The organism is Kordiimonas aestuarii (assembly GCF_025574465.1).
Taxonomy (GTDB): domain Bacteria; phylum Pseudomonadota; class Alphaproteobacteria; order Sphingomonadales; family Kordiimonadaceae; genus Kordiimonas; species Kordiimonas aestuarii.
The window spans coordinates 336,760-352,733 of sequence record NZ_JAOBPP010000021.1 but is presented as its reverse complement, the minus strand read 5'-3'; the positions used below and the strand labels follow the sequence as shown (position 1 = coordinate 352,733).

The window sequence follows — 15,974 nt, the reverse complement described above, 5'->3', positions numbered from 1 at the left end:
AGCCAATGCGTGAGAGGCGGTGCATATTAAACCATGAGGCGCGACCGGAAAGTGATCTGGTTCGCCTCGCTCTTGGCCCTGATGGTATGATTGTACCAGATGTGGCCGCCCGACTGCCCGGACGGGGTATGTGGGTCAGCGTGGACGGCGCGGCACTGGCCGCCGCCGTGCAGGACGGCAAGCTTGCAAAAGCTGCCAGCCGGTCGCTGAAAACAACCGTCCGGCGCGAAGCGGTGCCAGAGGATCTGGTCGAGACGATTGACCGCCTCATGACGCGGCGCTGCCTCGACAGGCTCGGGCTTGAGCAAAGGGCAGGCAATCTGGTGACGGGCTTTGACAAGATCAAGGCTGCACTCACCAAAAGAGGGGCCGGGCGACCGGCGCTTGTGGTTGCTGCCACCGACGGCGCCGAAGACGGGCGCCGCAAGATTAAAGCGGCAGTGGGCGACAATGTGCCCACCGTGTCGCTGTTTGACCGCGAAGCGCTTTCGAAAGCGCTGGGGCGGGAAAACGTGGTTCATGTGCTGCTGATGACAAGTGGCGGCACGGAGATGTTAAAGGCCGATCTAGGCCGTCTGATACGGTTGCGCGGGCTGGGCCCGCTGACTTGTGAAGCGCAAGGGAACGAAGAGTAATATGAGCGACGAAAAGAAACTGACATTGTCCGGCCGCGGCACTCTTGGAGTAAACAAGGGGGTTGAGACCGGTCAGGTTCGTCAAAGCTTCAGCCATGGGCGCAGCAAGTCAGTGGTTGTTGAGCGCAAGAAAAAACGGGTGCTTCACAAGGGTGGCGCGATGGAATCGCCTGCGAACCCGGACGCACCGTCTGTAACGCGCAAGACGCCGAAGTCTTATGTGCCCAAGAAGCCTGCGGGTGAAGGTGTACAGAACCTGACGAACACCGAACAGGAAACCCGCATGCGGGTGCTTGAAGAAGCGAAGCGTCGGGCGGAAGAGGAAGCCAAGGAAAAGGCAGCGCGTGAAGCGCGCGAAGCCAAGGAAGCGGCTGAACGCAAGATCCGCGAAGCGGCCGAAGCGGCTGCGCGCGACGACGAAGAAGAAGCCCGTATTCGCGCCGAGACCGATATGAAGGCCAAGCGCGAAGCCGAGAACAAGAAAAAATCTGAAGCCGATGCCGCCAAGAAGGTGGAAGAGGACCTCAAGGTTCGCGAGAAAGCCGAAGCCGAAGCGCGCAAGAAAGCCGAGCTTGAAGCCCGCGCTGTGCAGCTGAAGAAGGCAAGCGAAGCGCGCCAGGCGGCGACAACAGATGATAGCGACGACGACCGCAAGCCGCGCTCGAAGCGCAAAAAAGGCGCTCCTGGCGTCCCGGCAGGGCAGGAACAACGCCCAAGCCGTGGCCGCGGTCGCGGCGATGACCGTCGCTCGGGCCGTTTGACGATCTCAAGCGCGCTTTCGGGTGGTGATGAACGCCAGCGCTCTATCGCTGCATTCAAACGGGCGCAGGCGAAAAAGCGCCAGGCGCAGGACGCTTCCGCGAACCAGCCGAAGCAGGCGCGCGAGATTACGATCCCTGAGGCGATTACCGTTCAGGAACTTGCCAACCGGATGGCTGAAAAAGCGACCATGCTGATCAAGACTTTGATGGGCATGGGAGTGATGGCAACCATCAACCAGACGCTTGACCAGGATACGGCCGAGCTGGTGGTGACGGAAATGGGCCACACGCCGAAACGTGTATCTGATGCCGACGTTGAGATTGGCCTTGTGGGTGAGGACGATCATGAAGATGATCTGGCACCACGCGCGCCGATCGTGACCGTGATGGGCCACGTTGACCATGGTAAAACCTCGCTTCTTGATGCGCTCAGGGAGGCGAACGTGGTATCGGGCGAAGCGGGTGGTATTACCCAGCACATCGGTGCATATCAGGTGTCTGTCGGTGACAACAAGATCACTTTCCTTGATACACCGGGCCACGCGGCCTTTACCCAGATGCGGGCACGCGGTGCCAGCGCGACCGATATCGTGATCCTTGTGGTGGCGGCCGATGACGGCGTGATGCCGCAAACGATTGAAGCGATCCACCACGCCAAGGCGGCGGGTGTGCCGATCATCGTGGCCATCAACAAGATGGACCGAGAGGGCGCCAATCCAGACCGCGTGCGCAATGAGCTTCTGCAGCATGAGGTGGTGACCGAGACCTTCTCCGGCGATACGCAGGAAGTTGAAGTGTCGGCCAAGACTGGTGACGGCCTTGATAAACTCAAGGAAGCCATCGCGCTGCAGGCTGAAATTCTTGAACTGAAAGCCAACGGCAATCGTGACGCCGAGGGCGTGGTTGTTGAAGCCAAGCTCGATAAAGGCCGTGGCCCTGTTGCCACCGTGCTTGTCCAGCGCGGGACGCTCAGGGTGGGTGACATTTTTGTCGCCGGTCCTGAATGGGGCCGCGTGAGGGCGCTCGTGAACGACAAGGGTGAACAGGTAACCGAAGCGGGCCCAAGTGTGCCGGTTGAGGTTCTGGGCCTGAACGGTGCGCCGGGTGCGGGCGATGACTTCGCGGTTGTTGATAATGAAAGCCGTGCCCGTGAGGTGACGTCTTATCGTCAGGACATGCAGCGCAAGAGACGCCAGGCTGCGGCGGCCGCGCCGAAAACGCTTGAAAGCATCTTCTCCCAGATGAAGGAGAACGAAGGCGTTCAGACGTTTGACGTTGTCATCAAGGGTGACGTGCAGGGCTCGGTTGAGGCAATCACGCAGTCGCTTGAAAAAGCCGGTAACGACGACATCAAGTGTCGTGTGATCCACGGGGCTGTGGGCGGTATTACCGAAACCGACATCACCCTGGCGCAAGCTTCCGGCGCGCTCGTGATCGGCTTTAACGTACGGCCGAACAAACAGGCGCGTGAAGCGGCTGAGGCCGAAGGCATCACAATCAAATATTATTCCGTGATCTATGACCTCATCGACGAAGTGAAAGCGGCGATGGCTGGTCAGCTTGGCCCGGAATACAAGGAAAACGTCATTGGTCAGGCCGAAATTCGCGATGCCTTCCAGGCAGGCAAATCCGGCAAGGCGGCGGGTTGTTTTGTGGTCGAAGGTTCGATCCGCAACGACCTCAAGGCTCGTATCCTGCGCAACGATGTCATCATCTACGAAGGCCAGATCGACAACCTGCGCCGCTTCAAGGACGATGTGAAAGAAGTGCGTGCCGGTCAGGAATGTGGCCTCACCTTCGAGAACTACCACGATTTCAAGTCGGGTGATGTGCTCGAAGTTTACGAACTTGAGGAAATACAGCGCAAGCTATAGAGCTTGCGCCGGTTTCCCGGTGACTGACGGTTAAGGTATACTATGTCCAAGTCTCAACATGCCAAGGGCCCGAGCCTGCGCCTTTTGCGCGTGGGCGAGAATGTGCGCCATGCCATCTCGGCCATCCTGCAGCGCGGCGACGTGCAGGACCCGGATATTGCTGGTACAAGTGTCACGGTTTCCGAGGTTCGGGTCAGCCCCGACCTCAGGAACGCGACCGTGTTTGTCATGCCGCTTGGCGGGGACCCCAAGGGGGTTGTGACAAAGGCGCTCAATAAAAACGCTGCTTTCCTGCGCGGCGAAATGAGCAAGGTTGTGCATATGAAATATATGCCGCGGCTCAAGTTTATCATCGACGAAAGCTTTGATGAGGCCAGCCACATCGACTTGTTGCTGCGCGACCCGCGGGTGCAGCGTGACCTCGACCATGATGATGCGCATGCTGACGACTGGTCGGACGAAGAAGAGTAGAATGGCACGCAAGCGCAAGGGTGAGAAGGTCGACGGCTGGATGGTTGTCGACAAACCGCTCGGGATGTCGAGCGCCAAGGTTGTCGGTCGCATCAAATATCTTACCAAGGCACAGAAGGTGGGCCACGGCGGCACGCTGGACCCACTGGCGAGCGGTATCCTGCCCATCGGGCTGGGTGAAGCGACCAAAACCATGCCTTTCATCGTTGATGCCAGCAAGGACTATGCCTTCACTGTCAGATTCGGCTCTTCGACCGATTCGGATGACCTTGAAGGCGCGGTTCTCGAGAGCGGCGGGCGAATCCCGCAGGAATCGGAAGTGGTGGCAATCCTGCCCCGCTTCACCGGCACGATTGAGCAGGTGCCGCCGGCCTATAGCGCCATCAAGGTGGATGGTCAGCGTGCCTACAAGCTGGCGCGCGACGGCGAGACGGTTGAGCTGAGGGCAAGGCCCGTTAAAATTCATACACTTAGGCTTGATAGCTTTGACACGGAAGCTGGCGAAGCCACGCTTTTTGTCACCTGCGGCAAGGGCACCTATGTGCGCTCGCTCGCGCGCGACATTGCGCTGGCGCTCGGCACGTTTGGCCATGTGAGCATGCTGAGGCGCCTGAGGGTGGGCCCCTTCGGCCTTGAGCGCGCGATTTCGCTGGAAAAGCTGGATGAGTTGAGCCATAGTGCGCCCGCTGTGGACTATCTATGTCCGATTGCGACGGCGCTGGACGACATCCCGGCGGTTGCCGTATCAGACCCGGAGGCGGATCGCATCAGATGCGGACAAACCCTCCACCTGCCCGCGGCTAAGCAGGGAACGATTGTTCTGATGTGTGGCGATGTGCCGCTGGCGGTCGCTGAAAACACTGACGGCATCATCAAGTCCCTGCGGGTCTTCAATATGTAACTTTTTTAGGAGAAGATCGATGTCGATCACTGCTGAACGGAAACAAGAACTGATCAAAGAATACGCCACGCAAGAAGGCGATACCGGCTCCCCAGAGGTGCAGGTTGCTATCCTGACGTCGCGTATTGTGACCCTGACCGAACACTTCAAGGACCACAAAAAGGATAACCATTCCCGCCGTGGCCTGATCAAGATGGTCAACCAGCGTCGCAAGCTGCTTGATTACCTCAAAGGCAAAGACGAAGGGCGTTACACAACGCTCATCGGTCGTCTGGGCCTGCGTAAGTAAGTCAAGCTAAAGTTCAAGGGGGCCGGTTCACAGGAACCGGCCTTCCTGTTTTCATTGGGGCATCAGGTGCCCCTTTGGCATTTAAGAAAGCACCTTGGTCTCTAATCCGGGAGGCCCGGGATATATATGAAAAGCGGGGCGTTCTTCATAGGGAAGACGCCGAGGCTGATCGGCAGGTAGAAGTGCGATACCCGGTCAGTCGCTGAAAGGTTAGAAAATGTTCAATATCCATCGCAAAGAAATCGAATGGGGCGGCCGTACCCTCTCTCTTGAAACCGGTCATGTCGCAAGACAAGCAGACGGCGCCGTTATGGCCAAATATGGTGACACCGAAGTGCTCTGCACCGTTGTCGGCGCCAAATCACAGAAGCCGGGTCAGGACTTCTTTCCCCTCACTGTGAACTATATCGAGAAATTCTACGCTGCCGGTAAGATCCCTGGCGGCTTCTTCAAGCGCGAAGGCCGCCCGAGTGAAAAAGAAACACTCGTCAGCCGCCTGATCGACCGTCCGATCCGCCCGCTGTTCCCCGACGGGTTCAAAAACGAAGTACAGGTTATCTGTACTGTGCTGAGCCACGACCTTGAGAACGACAGCGATGTTGTTGCCATGATCGGTGCGTCGGCTGCGCTTACGCTTTCCGGCCTTCCGTTCATGGGCCCGATTGCGGGTGCCAAGGTTGGCTACAAGGACGGCGAATACATCCTCAATCCGACACTTGAAGAAGTGAAGGAAAGCGACCTTGAACTGGTTGTTGCGGGAACGTCCGATGCTGTACTGATGGTCGAATCACAGGCAAAAGAGCTTTCGGAAGACGTAATGCTGGGCGCGGTGACCTTTGGTCACGAAGCGGCGCAAAAAGTTATCGATGCGATCATCGAGCTTGCTGAAGCTGCGGCGAAAGAGCCTTGGGAACTGCCAGAAGGCCCGAACAAGGACGACCTGAAGGCGGCGATAGCGGAAGCGGGCGAAGACGACCTTCGCGCAGCTTACACCATCACCACCAAGCAGGACCGTGTTGCCAAAATTGGTGAAGCCAAGGTGAAAATCGCCGAAGCTGTTGCACCGATCCTCGAGGAAAACAGCGATCTGACCGCACAAATGGTTGGTGACCTGACGAAAAAGCTCGAAAGCTCGATCGTGCGTGGCAATATCCTTGAGACCGGCAAACGTATTGATGGCCGTGACCTCGATCAGGTTCGTTCGATCATGTCGGAAGTTGGCGTTTTGCCACGCTCCCACGGTTCCGCGCTGTTCACCCGTGGTGAAACGCAGGCGCTTGTGGTTGCGACCCTCGGTACCGGCGAAGATGAGCAGATCATCGACGCGCTTGAGGGCAGTTGGCGTTCAAACTTCATGCTGCACTATAACTTCCCGCCGTTCTCGGTTGGTGAGTGTGGCCGGGTCGGTTTCACCGGTCGCCGCGAAGTTGGCCACGGTAAACTGGCTTACCGCGCCGTCAATGCTGTTCTGCCGCAGGGCGAAGAGTTCCCTTACACCATCCGCCTCGTGTCCGAGATCACCGAATCAAACGGTTCCTCGTCCATGGCAACGGTGTGTGGTGCTTCGCTTGCCATGATGGATGCCGGCGTGCCGATCAGCCGTCCGGTTTCCGGTATCGCCATGGGTCTTATCAAGGAAGGTGACGACTTTGCTGTCCTTTCCGACATCCTTGGTGACGAGGATCACCTTGGTGACATGGACTTCAAGGTAGCCGGTACCGAAAAAGGTATCACTGCGTTGCAGATGGACATCAAGATCACAGGCATCACCCGTGACATTATGGAGCGTGCGCTCAACCAGGCAAATGGTGGCCGCGCTTACATCCTTGATGAGATGAACAAGGCGCTGACCGGTGCTCGTACAGAGCTTTCCGAGCATGCACCACGCATTGAAACCATGAAGATCCCGACCGACAAAATCCGCGAAGTGATCGGTACTGGCGGTAAAGTGATCCGCGAGATCGTTGAATCCACCGGTGCGAAGGTCAATATCGAGGATGACGGCACGATCAAGATTGCCTCCAGCGTTGGCTCCGAAATTGAAGCCGCGAAAAACTGGATCATGGGCATCGTGGCCGAGCCGGAAGTTGGTACGATCTACAAAGGTAAGGTCGTGCGAATCATGGACTTCGGTGCCTTTGTAAACTTCATGGGTAGCCGTGATGGCCTCGTGCACATTTCCGAGCTGGTCGAAGACCGCGTGGAAAAAGTGACCGATGTCGTGAAGGAAGGTGACGAAGTTTACGTCAAGTGCCTTGAGATCGATGGTCGCGGTAAAGTGCGCCTTTCCATGCGTGTTGTGGACCAGGAAACCGGGGAAGAGAACCCGGATGCACGTCCGCCAAAAGCATCTCCGTCGCCCAAGCGCGGCGGCAATCGCGACTAGTCGCGAGCGCAAAGATGTGATTTAATTGAAATGAAACCGGCGTGTGATACGATCACGCCGGTTTCGCCTTCTTGGGGAAGGCACTGGGGGACGTTACGGAACCCTGGATTTGGGAGAGTTAGATGAGTTTTAGTTTGAATTCGATCCGACTGGGCGGCAAGGACGTGTTGCCACTGATCGAAGGCGGCAAGGGTGTCGCCATCTCCACCGGTGCAAGCTCGGGCCCGTGGGCCGCAGCTGGTGGCATCGGCACCATCTCGGCTGTGATCGCTGACCAGTATGACGCGCACGGCAATGTAGAACCCCACGAATATCTTGGCCGGACCCGTAAGGATCGCCACGAGGAAATGATCCAGTATTCGATCAAGGGCACCATTGACCAGGTGCGCAAGGCTTGGGAACTCTCCCGAGGCGAAGGCCATATCAATATCAACATGCTTTGGGAAGTCGGCAGCGCACAGCGCATCCTTCACGAAGTTTTGGAAAAAACCAAGGGCATGATCCACGGGGTGACCTGTGGTGCCGGTATGCCGTTCAAGCTTGGTGAACTCGCCAGCAAATACGGCGCGCATTATTACCCGATTGTCTCGTCGGGCCGTGCGTTTAACCTTTTGTGGAAGCGGGCCTATAAAAACGTGTCCGAGCTTCTGGGTGGCGTGGTCTATGAAGACCCGTGGCTTGCAGGCGGCCATAATGGCCTTTCAAATGCTGAAGACCCCAATAAGCCGGGCGACCCATACCCCCGTGTGCTTGAGCTCAGGCAGATCATGCGCAAGCTTGGTCTGGACCATGTGCCGATCATTATGGCCGGCGGTGTTTGGAACCTCAAGGAATGGAAAGACTGGATCGACAACAAGGAGCTGGGGCCGATCATGTTCCAGTTCGGCACGCGCCCCTTGCTGACCAAGGAAAGCCAGATTTCAGACAAGTGGAAAAAACGTCTGCTGAGCCTGAAACCCGGCGACATCCTGTTGCAGAACTTCAGCCCGACCGGCTTTTTCTCCAGCGCCCTGAAGAACAGTTTCATTGGCGAGCTGGTGCACAGGAACGACCGTCAGATCGATTTCCGCGCTGAGAAAGACGACGAGTTTGACACCGAGCTGGTGGTGGAGCGTAAAACCTATGTTGTGCGCCGCACGGATGAAGGCAAAGCCCGTGACTGGATCGCAGCAGGCTATGAGCGCGCGATGAAAACACCGGATGGCTCGCTCATCTTCGTCACGCCAGACAAATGCGCTGAAATCCGCAAGGATCAGGCGGACTGTGTTGGCTGCCTGAGCCAGTGCCGTTTCTCATCCTGGGCGACCAATGAGAAAAACTCTACAGGTCGGCTTGCAGACCCGCGCAGCTTCTGTATCCAGAAGACGCTTGATGACGTGGCGCATGGCGGCAGCGTGGATGACAACCTCGTCTTCGCCGGTCACAATGCCTTCCGTTTTGGCTCTGACCCATTCTACTCAAACGGTTTTATCCCGAGTGTGAAACAACTGGTGGACCGTATCGTTAGCGGCGACTAAAGCGCACGACAACAGAATTTGGGAAAGGCGGGATTGGTGTCCCGCCTTTTTTGTTGGAAAAGCCAATCCAAAGCCAGTATTGACATCAGCCCGTCATCGTTGTTTGTTAGGCGAACTAACAGTGTGGTCTTTGTTGTTTCAAGCAGGTGGCCAGACAAAAAGTTCGTAGCAAACCCGATAACTCTGGGGGCAGAGGGGTATGAGTAAGGCAGACTGGTTAGAACAGGTTCATCGTTTCCTGACCCTTGAATGGGCGAATGCCGCGTGCGAAGGCCGCACCTTCAACGAATTTGCGTATCTGCGCACCATTGGGCTGCTGGAGGCCAATGTACAGCGCGCTGAAACCGCGACCGAGCGTTTTGGCCCGCGCCTCAGCGATCTGGCCGATGCCATGGCGGTGCGTCGCGCGTCCGCCAGCACCATGCTGACCAAGCTGGAAAGAGAAGGCCTTGTGGAGCGTAAACACAGCCGTCTTGACGCCCGCACCCAGCATATCAAGCTGACGGAAGAAGGGCAGGCGGCGGTGAAGGTTGGCCTCAAGCTTTATGAACGCTCCGCCGCGCAACTGCTGGCGGCCATTGGCGACCACCAGGCCGATATCCTCGCGCTGTCCGCCGGTCGTGCCGCCAAGCGTGCCAAGGAAACCCGCCGCACAGGGCCGCACAGCTAGGGGTGCGTCAGATAGTGCAGGTTGGTTAGAAACCCTAACGCTTTATTAACCATGTTGTGCGGCTGGAAAGCCGGGCTAAAGTGTCCGGCTCATATAGACAACATCGTCTTCGGGGTTGAAGTTATAGGGCGCAATTTCCTCGAAGCCGAGTTTACCGTATAGCGCGACAGCGGCTTCAAGCCGTCGCAGACTATCCAGCAGCATGGTCTTGTAGCCAAGGGCGCGGGCGTCCGCCATCAGGCGCTCACAGATGGCGCGGCCCGCCCCTGTGCCCTGTGCTTCCGGCAGCATATAAAGCCGCTTCATCTCGCACACCTCGGTATCATGTGCCTTCAGCGCCACGGCACCCACGGGCTTGCCCGCGCGTTTGGCAATCAGCAGGTGTACATAACCTTCGGGGAAACGCGCCATCTCGGCCTCAAAATCCTGGAAACCAAGGTCAATGGGTAACCATTCAGAGAAGGCGCGAAACACGTCCTTGCAGGCTTTGATATCCTCAGGCCGTTGCGCCTTGTGGATCACCACCTCGGGCGCGCGCCATTCCATGTAACAGTCGGTGCCTGCATAGCCGTCCCCGTCCGGGTTTTCTGCCAGCTCAAAGCCGAGCTTTTCATAAAGGCGCATGGCGGGTTTGAGCTTGCTATGGGTTTCAAGGAACAGCAGTGTGCCACCCACCTCAAGAAACCAGTCGGTAACCGCGACACACAGGGCCCGTCCGGCACCGCTGCCCTGTGCCGATGGGTCCACGCCCAGTTTGGTCAGTTCATAACGGCCACCACCCAGTGCCCGCACCGCGACGGTGCCGATGATGCGGTCGCCCTCAAGGGCAAAAAACACCTCGCCGCCGGAGGCGATGATCGAGCCTTCGGGATTGTCGAGCACATGCAGGTGTATGGGCTCAACGGTGAAATATTTTTCCAGCCACGCAAGGTTGAGGTCGCGGAATGCCTGGGCATAATCCGGCTTATAGGTCTCGATACGCATCAGGCCTGCTCCCGCCATTCCATATAATAGTTTGCGCGCTCATAAGGGCTTGGCACGGGTGGGGCCATCTCGACAAAGCCGATTTTGTCATAGAGCGCGATCGCCGGTGTCAGCACGGTGTTGGTCTCAAGGTACAGTGTCTTGCCCCCTCGGGCCCTGAACCGTTCGATCACCTTTTCGCACAGTGCGCGGCCCATGCCGCCTTTGCGTACATTGGGATCGACGCCCAGTTTTGTCAGTTCAAAACGCCCGTCGCCTTCGGCCTTCAGGGCAACCGCCCCCACGGCGCGGCCGTTAGCCACGGCGAAATAAATTTCGCCGCCCTTATCGAGGATGGTGCCCTCAGGGTCCGACAGCACCTTTTCATCAATGGGCTCCACTTTGAAATATTGCCGTACCCAGGCGATATTGAGGTCATAAAACGCCTGCCGGTAGGCGGTATCATAGGGCACAATTTCAAACGCAGGCCTGTCGCGCAGCACCTGTTCTTCGCGCAGGCGGTCATACATGCTTTTGGACTTCAGCGCGCTTTCAAGCCCGTCCAGCGCTGCCAGAAGGTCGACATCCGCTTCCGCCATCGCGGCCTTCACCGCGCGTTCGAGCGCAAACCAGAAGGGCTTCACATCATCAACCAGCTTTTTGCCGTCGTCCGTCAAGGTGACAAGCTTTTGCCGCCCGTCCTCGGTCGACAGGGTTTCAACCCAGCCGAATTTCCCCAGCCGCTTGACCGTCTGGCTGACGGCGGAATGGGAGAAACCGGCAAGCCGGGCGATCTCGGATATTGGCATGCTGCCACGCTCAAAAAGCGCATAGATGACATAGAAATAACTCACACGGAAGTCGGTACCGGCTTCCTTGTAGACGCGGTCGGCGTCCGCGCTCATCTGCTCAGAGAGCCGGCGCATGCGGGTGCCGATGCCCAGCTCAAAAAATAATTCATCAGGAATGCTCATATATGCCTCCCAGCAACCGTTCCTGTCCTCGCTTGGATAAATTATGTAAGTACTTATATAAGTTCGTCAAGGCATAGAATGCTGCGCAGAAAAAAAGGTTAGCGTGCAGGCACCAACCCTATGTTCCGGTTATGGCAAATTCTTACTTCCGGCGCCAGATGCGCACACCCGCGGCGGGGACCTCAAACGTTTGTGCTGTGTCGCCGGTGAGCTTTGCCATGGAGCCTGCTACACCGTTTATATGGTCCACCGCGTCATCGCTGGCGACCAGCATCCAGTCGCCTTCGGGAAGCGTGATATCCTCGAATGTGCCGGATGCCTCGCCTACGTTCAACAGTACCAGCACCTCGCCGCCGATGATGTAACCAAGCAGCGATTCGTCTGCCGGCAATATCCACTGGTACTGGTTGGACACATGGGTGCTTTGGCGGAAAACCTCGCCCGCCTCCGACAGGCGGAAATCGATTAGCCCTTTCCAGAAAGCATGCATGGCCTTGTAGTTGTTCGGGCCTTCCGTCTGTCCCACCTGTTCCCACTGGAACCAGTTGGGCGCACGCTGGTTATAGGTGTCGTCCCGCCCCTTGAGGCGCACCTCGCCTGAGCTTGATTGCTTGACCACATCCTCGATTTTCGACAGGCCCTTGCTGCGCATGATCTCCGACCCGCCGTGAAGGACAATGGGCCCTTGGCTCGTGAAAAGAAGCGTGGCCGCGATGCGGTAGTTGCCGGCGTCAACCCCCTTGCGACCATCCCAGCCTGAGGTGGCAAAGCGGTCCGCCAGCGCCCAGTTGTCATGAATATCAAGGTAATTGAGGCCCTGGCTCGGGCTTTCGCGCTCCTCCGCGTAATCATTGGTCAGCGCTTTCATGGCGTCAGCGCGCAGGGATGCGTTGCCGCCAGCATACCCCCGGTCGGTGCGTTTGTCTTCCAGAACAAAGGGTGAGCCCTTGAAGGCGTTACGCGCCGTGTCCTGGAAGAAGGTGATGGGCGCATCTTCCTTGTACCAGTCCCAGTCCGGGTTGGCGCGGATATAAGGGTCGGTCACATCAATCCACGGTTCGCCATAGATGATGATGTTCTCACCCACCTCGGCCCGCAGTTTCTTCAGAGTCTGTTCGTCCAGTTGGCCTGCAAGGTCGATGCGGAAACCGTCAAAACCAAAGGCGTCGATCAGGTGTTTTGCCTGGTCGATAATCCAGCGCTGTACCATCGGGCGATCCTCGGTTTTCACTTCATTGCCATAGGGCCCGATGTGTTGGCCATCATCATCCGTACGGTAATAATACATCTTGTCGAAGCCGTTGAAGTTCAGCGGTTTTTTGCTCCCGCGCATGTCCTCACCGGTATGGTTGGGCACAATGTCGACAATCACTGCGATGCCACGGGCGTGGAAAGCGTCAATCAGGTCGGCAAGCTGCTGGCGCTCCTCCCCCGGTTCCGTGCCCCTCTGCCGGTAGCGATTCTCAATGGCGAAGGCGTGCGTGGTGCTGTAGCCCCACTGGTAATTCTCGTCCGCGATGGCGAGGTCGGCCATCTCTGCATCTTGGCTGAACGCTGCCTGCCACTCGCTGTCCGGGTAGTGGTGATATTCCTGCATTGGCATCAGGTGCACCACATTCACGCCGAGGTTCACAAGATAGTCAAACCCGATCGGCTCCCCCCGGCTGTTGGTCAGGCCCGTCACCGCCATGGCAGGGATAGTACCCTTCAAATCATCCCCGACAGGCAACAGGTCGGTGAAGTCCTGCACGTGCACCTCATAGGCCACCACGTCTTTCATGGCGGGGCGGCTGCCTTTCAGCGGTCGGGCCGGATGGATGTCGTCCCACACCCGGCTTTTGCCGTAGCTCTCGTTTTGTACCAGCGCATAAGGGTCGCTCAGGTGTGCGGGTTTCTGCTCATAGAATTCGTTGCCCGGGTCATTGGGGCCATGGGCGGTGAAATCATACCATGTGCCCTTGAGGTTGCTCTTGAGTATGGCCTCAAACACGCCGTCTTTGTCGCGGCGCATGGGGATAACCTCCCGCGCCGCGGCTGGCCCGTCGGTGGCATTGTCATAAAGGTAAAGCTTCACCGCCGTCGCGCGCGGGGAGAACACGCGGAAACTGGTGGTGTTGCCGTCGGGGCTGATGGTGGCGCCAAGGGGCTTGGCGGAATAGAGCGTGCGGAACCAGCCGTCAAACCGCACCCGCGCCTTGAGGTTGAGCGCGGGCACCCTGGCATAATAGACCCGGCGTGGGTCGATGGCGGCCGCTGGTGTCAGGAGTGCGGTGTCCTTGCCGTTGGGCAGCACGCTGGCGAGGGGTACCATGGCGCCAGCGGCATCTTCAAGTACCCAGGCGTTGACTGTCAGTGGCAGGCCCGCCCCGGTCAGGTGTACCCAAACGGCCTTGTCTGTGCGGATTTCAGCGCGCAGGTAGGGTGCGCTCGCTTGCTCTGCCTGCGCCGCAGTGACCGGCATGTTTATGGTGGTCGTCAGCATTATCACCGCGCTGCAAACTAATGCGAAAAATTGTCGTTTCATGACCACCTGCCCCTCCTAGAATGACAAAACACTCAAGATTTGTAACAGGTCATGGGGTGCAAAAATATTGCAAAAAATAGGATATGATTAAATTTGGCTCAGTGAAATTGCAGCGGAATCCTGTCCCTATAGGGAAAGAGGTGGAACCAGGGTTTGGCCCCCGCCAGCACGCGAGTGACCGTGGGGCGGGCGACCAGCCGGTCAAAATACGCGTCCACAGCCGGGAAGTCAGTCAAGGGGGAGATAATGCAGCGTGAGTTTCACGATGTATCCTCCGGTTTTGTCATGTCCCGGTTTTCGCTGCAAACCCGTCTGGATAAAAGTCTTCCGTCAGTCGATCATTTCGTCGGCATACAGGCCCCAGAGGAAACGCCGTTCGATCCAGGCGCGGGTGCCATCGATTTCCATCAGGCACCAGGACGAATCGCATTCCAGCACATCGCCGATGACACCGGCATCCGCGGTCAGCCGTACGGCGGTTTGCCTGTCCGGTTCATGATAAAGCCGGCGGGCACCGCCGATGATCAGCGCGGTACGTTTGCTTGAGAGCAGGCGTACATGCATCCAGCCGGTAACGCCGTCATGGTCGCGCACCTTGCGCCAGGCGCCATGCTCGTCAACCACTTCAAGGGGCAGGTTATCCCTTTTATAGACCCACGCGACAGGATACTGCAGGCCGGGGCCTGTGCGCATATAGGCTTTATCCGCCGCCAACGAGATAAACCGTGGTAGCGGGTTGCCGCTGGGCCCAACGTCACGCGCCCCCAAAGGTGTGGCGCACATGCCCAGAAACAGAAGAATCGCAAAAAAGCGCTGCATCGCGTATGGTCCCAACTCTCTTGGCGTTTGAAAGAGCCTGCACCTTCTGGTACAGAAACGCGTAAGTTTTTGGCGGGGGTCCTCCCTCGCCCGTCAGAAAAGGTTATTTTGCTCTATGAGTCAAACAGGAAACCGGCATCGCCCAAAGGTAATTGTCACGCGCAAACTGCCCGACAATATCGAAACGCGCATGGCCGAGCTTTTTGACGTCACGCTGAACCTCAGCGACAAGCCGCTTGATAAAGCGGCGCTGCAGAAAGCTGTGGCGGACGCTGACGTGCTTGTGCCGACGGTGACCGATGATATCGATGCGGAGGTCATTGCGGCGGCGGGCAAAAAGCTGAAGCTGATCGCCAATTTTGGCGCTGGTGTGAACCATATCGACGTGGCGGCCGCGCAGGAAAAAGGGATCGCGGTAACCAATACACCCGGTGTGTTGACAGAAGACACGGCCGACCTTGCGATGGCGCTGATTCTTTCCGTGCCGCGCCGCCTGTTTGAGGGTGAGAAAATCCTGCGTTCAGGCGAATGGACCGGCTGGACGCCCACCTTCCTGATGGGGCGCCGCATCCAGGGCAAGCGCCTTGGTATTATCGGCATGGGCCGTATTGGCACTGCCATTGCCCGGCGCGCCAAGGCGTTTAACATGTCGGTGCATTACCACAAGCGCAAGCGCCTGCCGGCGGAGACCGAGCGCGAGCTTGAGGCCACCTATTGGGACGACCTTGATGAGATGCTCAGCCGGATGGATTTTGTGTCGGTCAACTGCCCGCTGACGGAAGACACCCATCACCTGCTGAACCGGACTAGGTTGAAGAAATTGCAGCCGCATGCGGTGATCATCAACACCGCGCGCGGCGAGATTATCGACGAGGAAGCGTTGGCAGACCTCATTGAGGTGGGCCGTATCGCGGGGGCGGGCCTTGATGTTTTTGAGCAGGAGCCGGAGATCAATCCGAAGCTTCTGGAGCTTGATAACGTCGTGCTGCTGCCGCACATGGGGTCCGCAACGGTTGAGGCGCGCATGGCCATGGGCGAGAAGGTGTTGATCAACGTTCGCGCCTTTGTTGATGGCCACCGGCCCCCGGACCGTGTGCTGCCTTACTGAGGTAAACGCCGGACAAACGAGATAAAGCAGAAGGGCCGCGTGTGATGCGGCCCGAACTGTACCCACAAGAACCATAATTTGG

13 protein-coding genes are annotated in these 15,974 nt (G+C 57.9%); 9 read left to right on the top strand and 4 right to left on the bottom strand.

Translation table 11 applies throughout. The features are described from left to right. Positions 1-5 precede the first annotated feature (5 nt). From OEU85_RS14290 to OEU85_RS14255, 8 genes are all read left to right on the top strand, one after another. Positions 6-635: a DUF448 domain-containing protein gene (locus OEU85_RS14290; protein WP_262692186.1), complete on the top strand. Its 630-nt coding sequence runs from the start codon at positions 6-8 to the stop codon at positions 633-635. Between the two features lies 1 nt (position 636). Then, complete coding sequence (gene infB, locus OEU85_RS14285; RefSeq protein WP_262692185.1) at positions 637-3,270, top strand: translation initiation factor IF-2; 2,634 nt, start codon at positions 637-639, stop codon at positions 3,268-3,270. A 42-nt stretch (positions 3,271-3,312) separates the two neighbouring features. After that, on the top strand, positions 3,313-3,741 hold the full coding sequence (gene rbfA / locus OEU85_RS14280) for a 30S ribosome-binding factor RbfA (protein WP_262692184.1): 429 nt from the start codon (positions 3,313-3,315) through the stop codon (positions 3,739-3,741). Between the two features lies 1 nt (position 3,742). Continuing rightward, positions 3,743-4,642 (top strand): tRNA pseudouridine(55) synthase TruB, encoded by a 900-nt coding sequence (gene truB / locus OEU85_RS14275; RefSeq protein WP_262692183.1) that lies wholly within the window; start codon positions 3,743-3,745, stop codon positions 4,640-4,642. A gap of 19 nt (positions 4,643-4,661) precedes the next feature. Then, positions 4,662-4,931 (top strand): 30S ribosomal protein S15, encoded by a 270-nt coding sequence (rpsO, locus tag OEU85_RS14270; protein ID WP_262692182.1) that lies wholly within the window; start codon positions 4,662-4,664, stop codon positions 4,929-4,931. Positions 4,932-5,148: 217 nt separating this feature from the next. After that, a complete protein-coding gene (pnp, locus tag OEU85_RS14265) occupies positions 5,149-7,317 on the top strand; it encodes a polyribonucleotide nucleotidyltransferase (RefSeq protein WP_262692181.1) in 2,169 nt (722 codons plus the stop codon). A gap of 122 nt (positions 7,318-7,439) precedes the next feature. After that, entirely contained in the window at positions 7,440-8,834 is a 1,395-nt protein-coding gene (locus tag OEU85_RS14260) for an NAD(P)H-dependent flavin oxidoreductase (RefSeq protein WP_262692180.1), read from the top strand. Positions 8,835-9,033: 199 nt separating this feature from the next. Then, positions 9,034-9,504 (top strand): MarR family winged helix-turn-helix transcriptional regulator, encoded by a 471-nt coding sequence (locus tag OEU85_RS14255; protein WP_262692179.1) that lies wholly within the window; start codon positions 9,034-9,036, stop codon positions 9,502-9,504. Between the two features lie 75 nt (positions 9,505-9,579). Here the strand turns inward: OEU85_RS14255 and OEU85_RS14250 are convergent, their stop codons facing one another. The 4 genes from OEU85_RS14250 to OEU85_RS14235 form a co-directional block, all read right to left on the bottom strand. After that, positions 9,580-10,488 carry a GNAT family N-acetyltransferase gene (locus OEU85_RS14250; RefSeq protein WP_262692177.1) on the bottom strand — a complete coding sequence of 303 codons (909 nt, stop codon included), beginning with the start codon at positions 10,486-10,488 and terminating at the stop codon, positions 9,580-9,582. After that, positions 10,488-11,441, bottom strand: a complete 954-nt coding sequence (locus OEU85_RS14245) for a bifunctional helix-turn-helix transcriptional regulator/GNAT family N-acetyltransferase (RefSeq protein WP_262692176.1) — start codon at positions 11,439-11,441, stop codon at positions 10,488-10,490. Before OEU85_RS14245 ends, OEU85_RS14250 begins: the two co-directional genes overlap by 1 nt. A 142-nt stretch (positions 11,442-11,583) precedes the next feature. Continuing rightward, on the bottom strand, positions 11,584-13,965 hold the full coding sequence (locus OEU85_RS14240; RefSeq protein WP_262692175.1) for an alpha-amylase family glycosyl hydrolase: 2,382 nt from the start codon (positions 13,963-13,965) through the stop codon (positions 11,584-11,586). A gap of 330 nt (positions 13,966-14,295) precedes the next feature. Continuing rightward, on the bottom strand, positions 14,296-14,784 hold the full coding sequence (locus tag OEU85_RS14235) for an SH3 domain-containing protein (RefSeq protein ID WP_262692174.1): 489 nt from the start codon (positions 14,782-14,784) through the stop codon (positions 14,296-14,298). 115 nt (positions 14,785-14,899) lie between these two features. On the opposite strand from OEU85_RS14235, the gene OEU85_RS14230 reads away from it, so the two are divergent. After that, positions 14,900-15,892, top strand: a complete 993-nt coding sequence (locus OEU85_RS14230; protein ID WP_262692173.1) for a 2-hydroxyacid dehydrogenase — start codon at positions 14,900-14,902, stop codon at positions 15,890-15,892. Positions 15,893-15,974 lie beyond the last annotated feature (82 nt).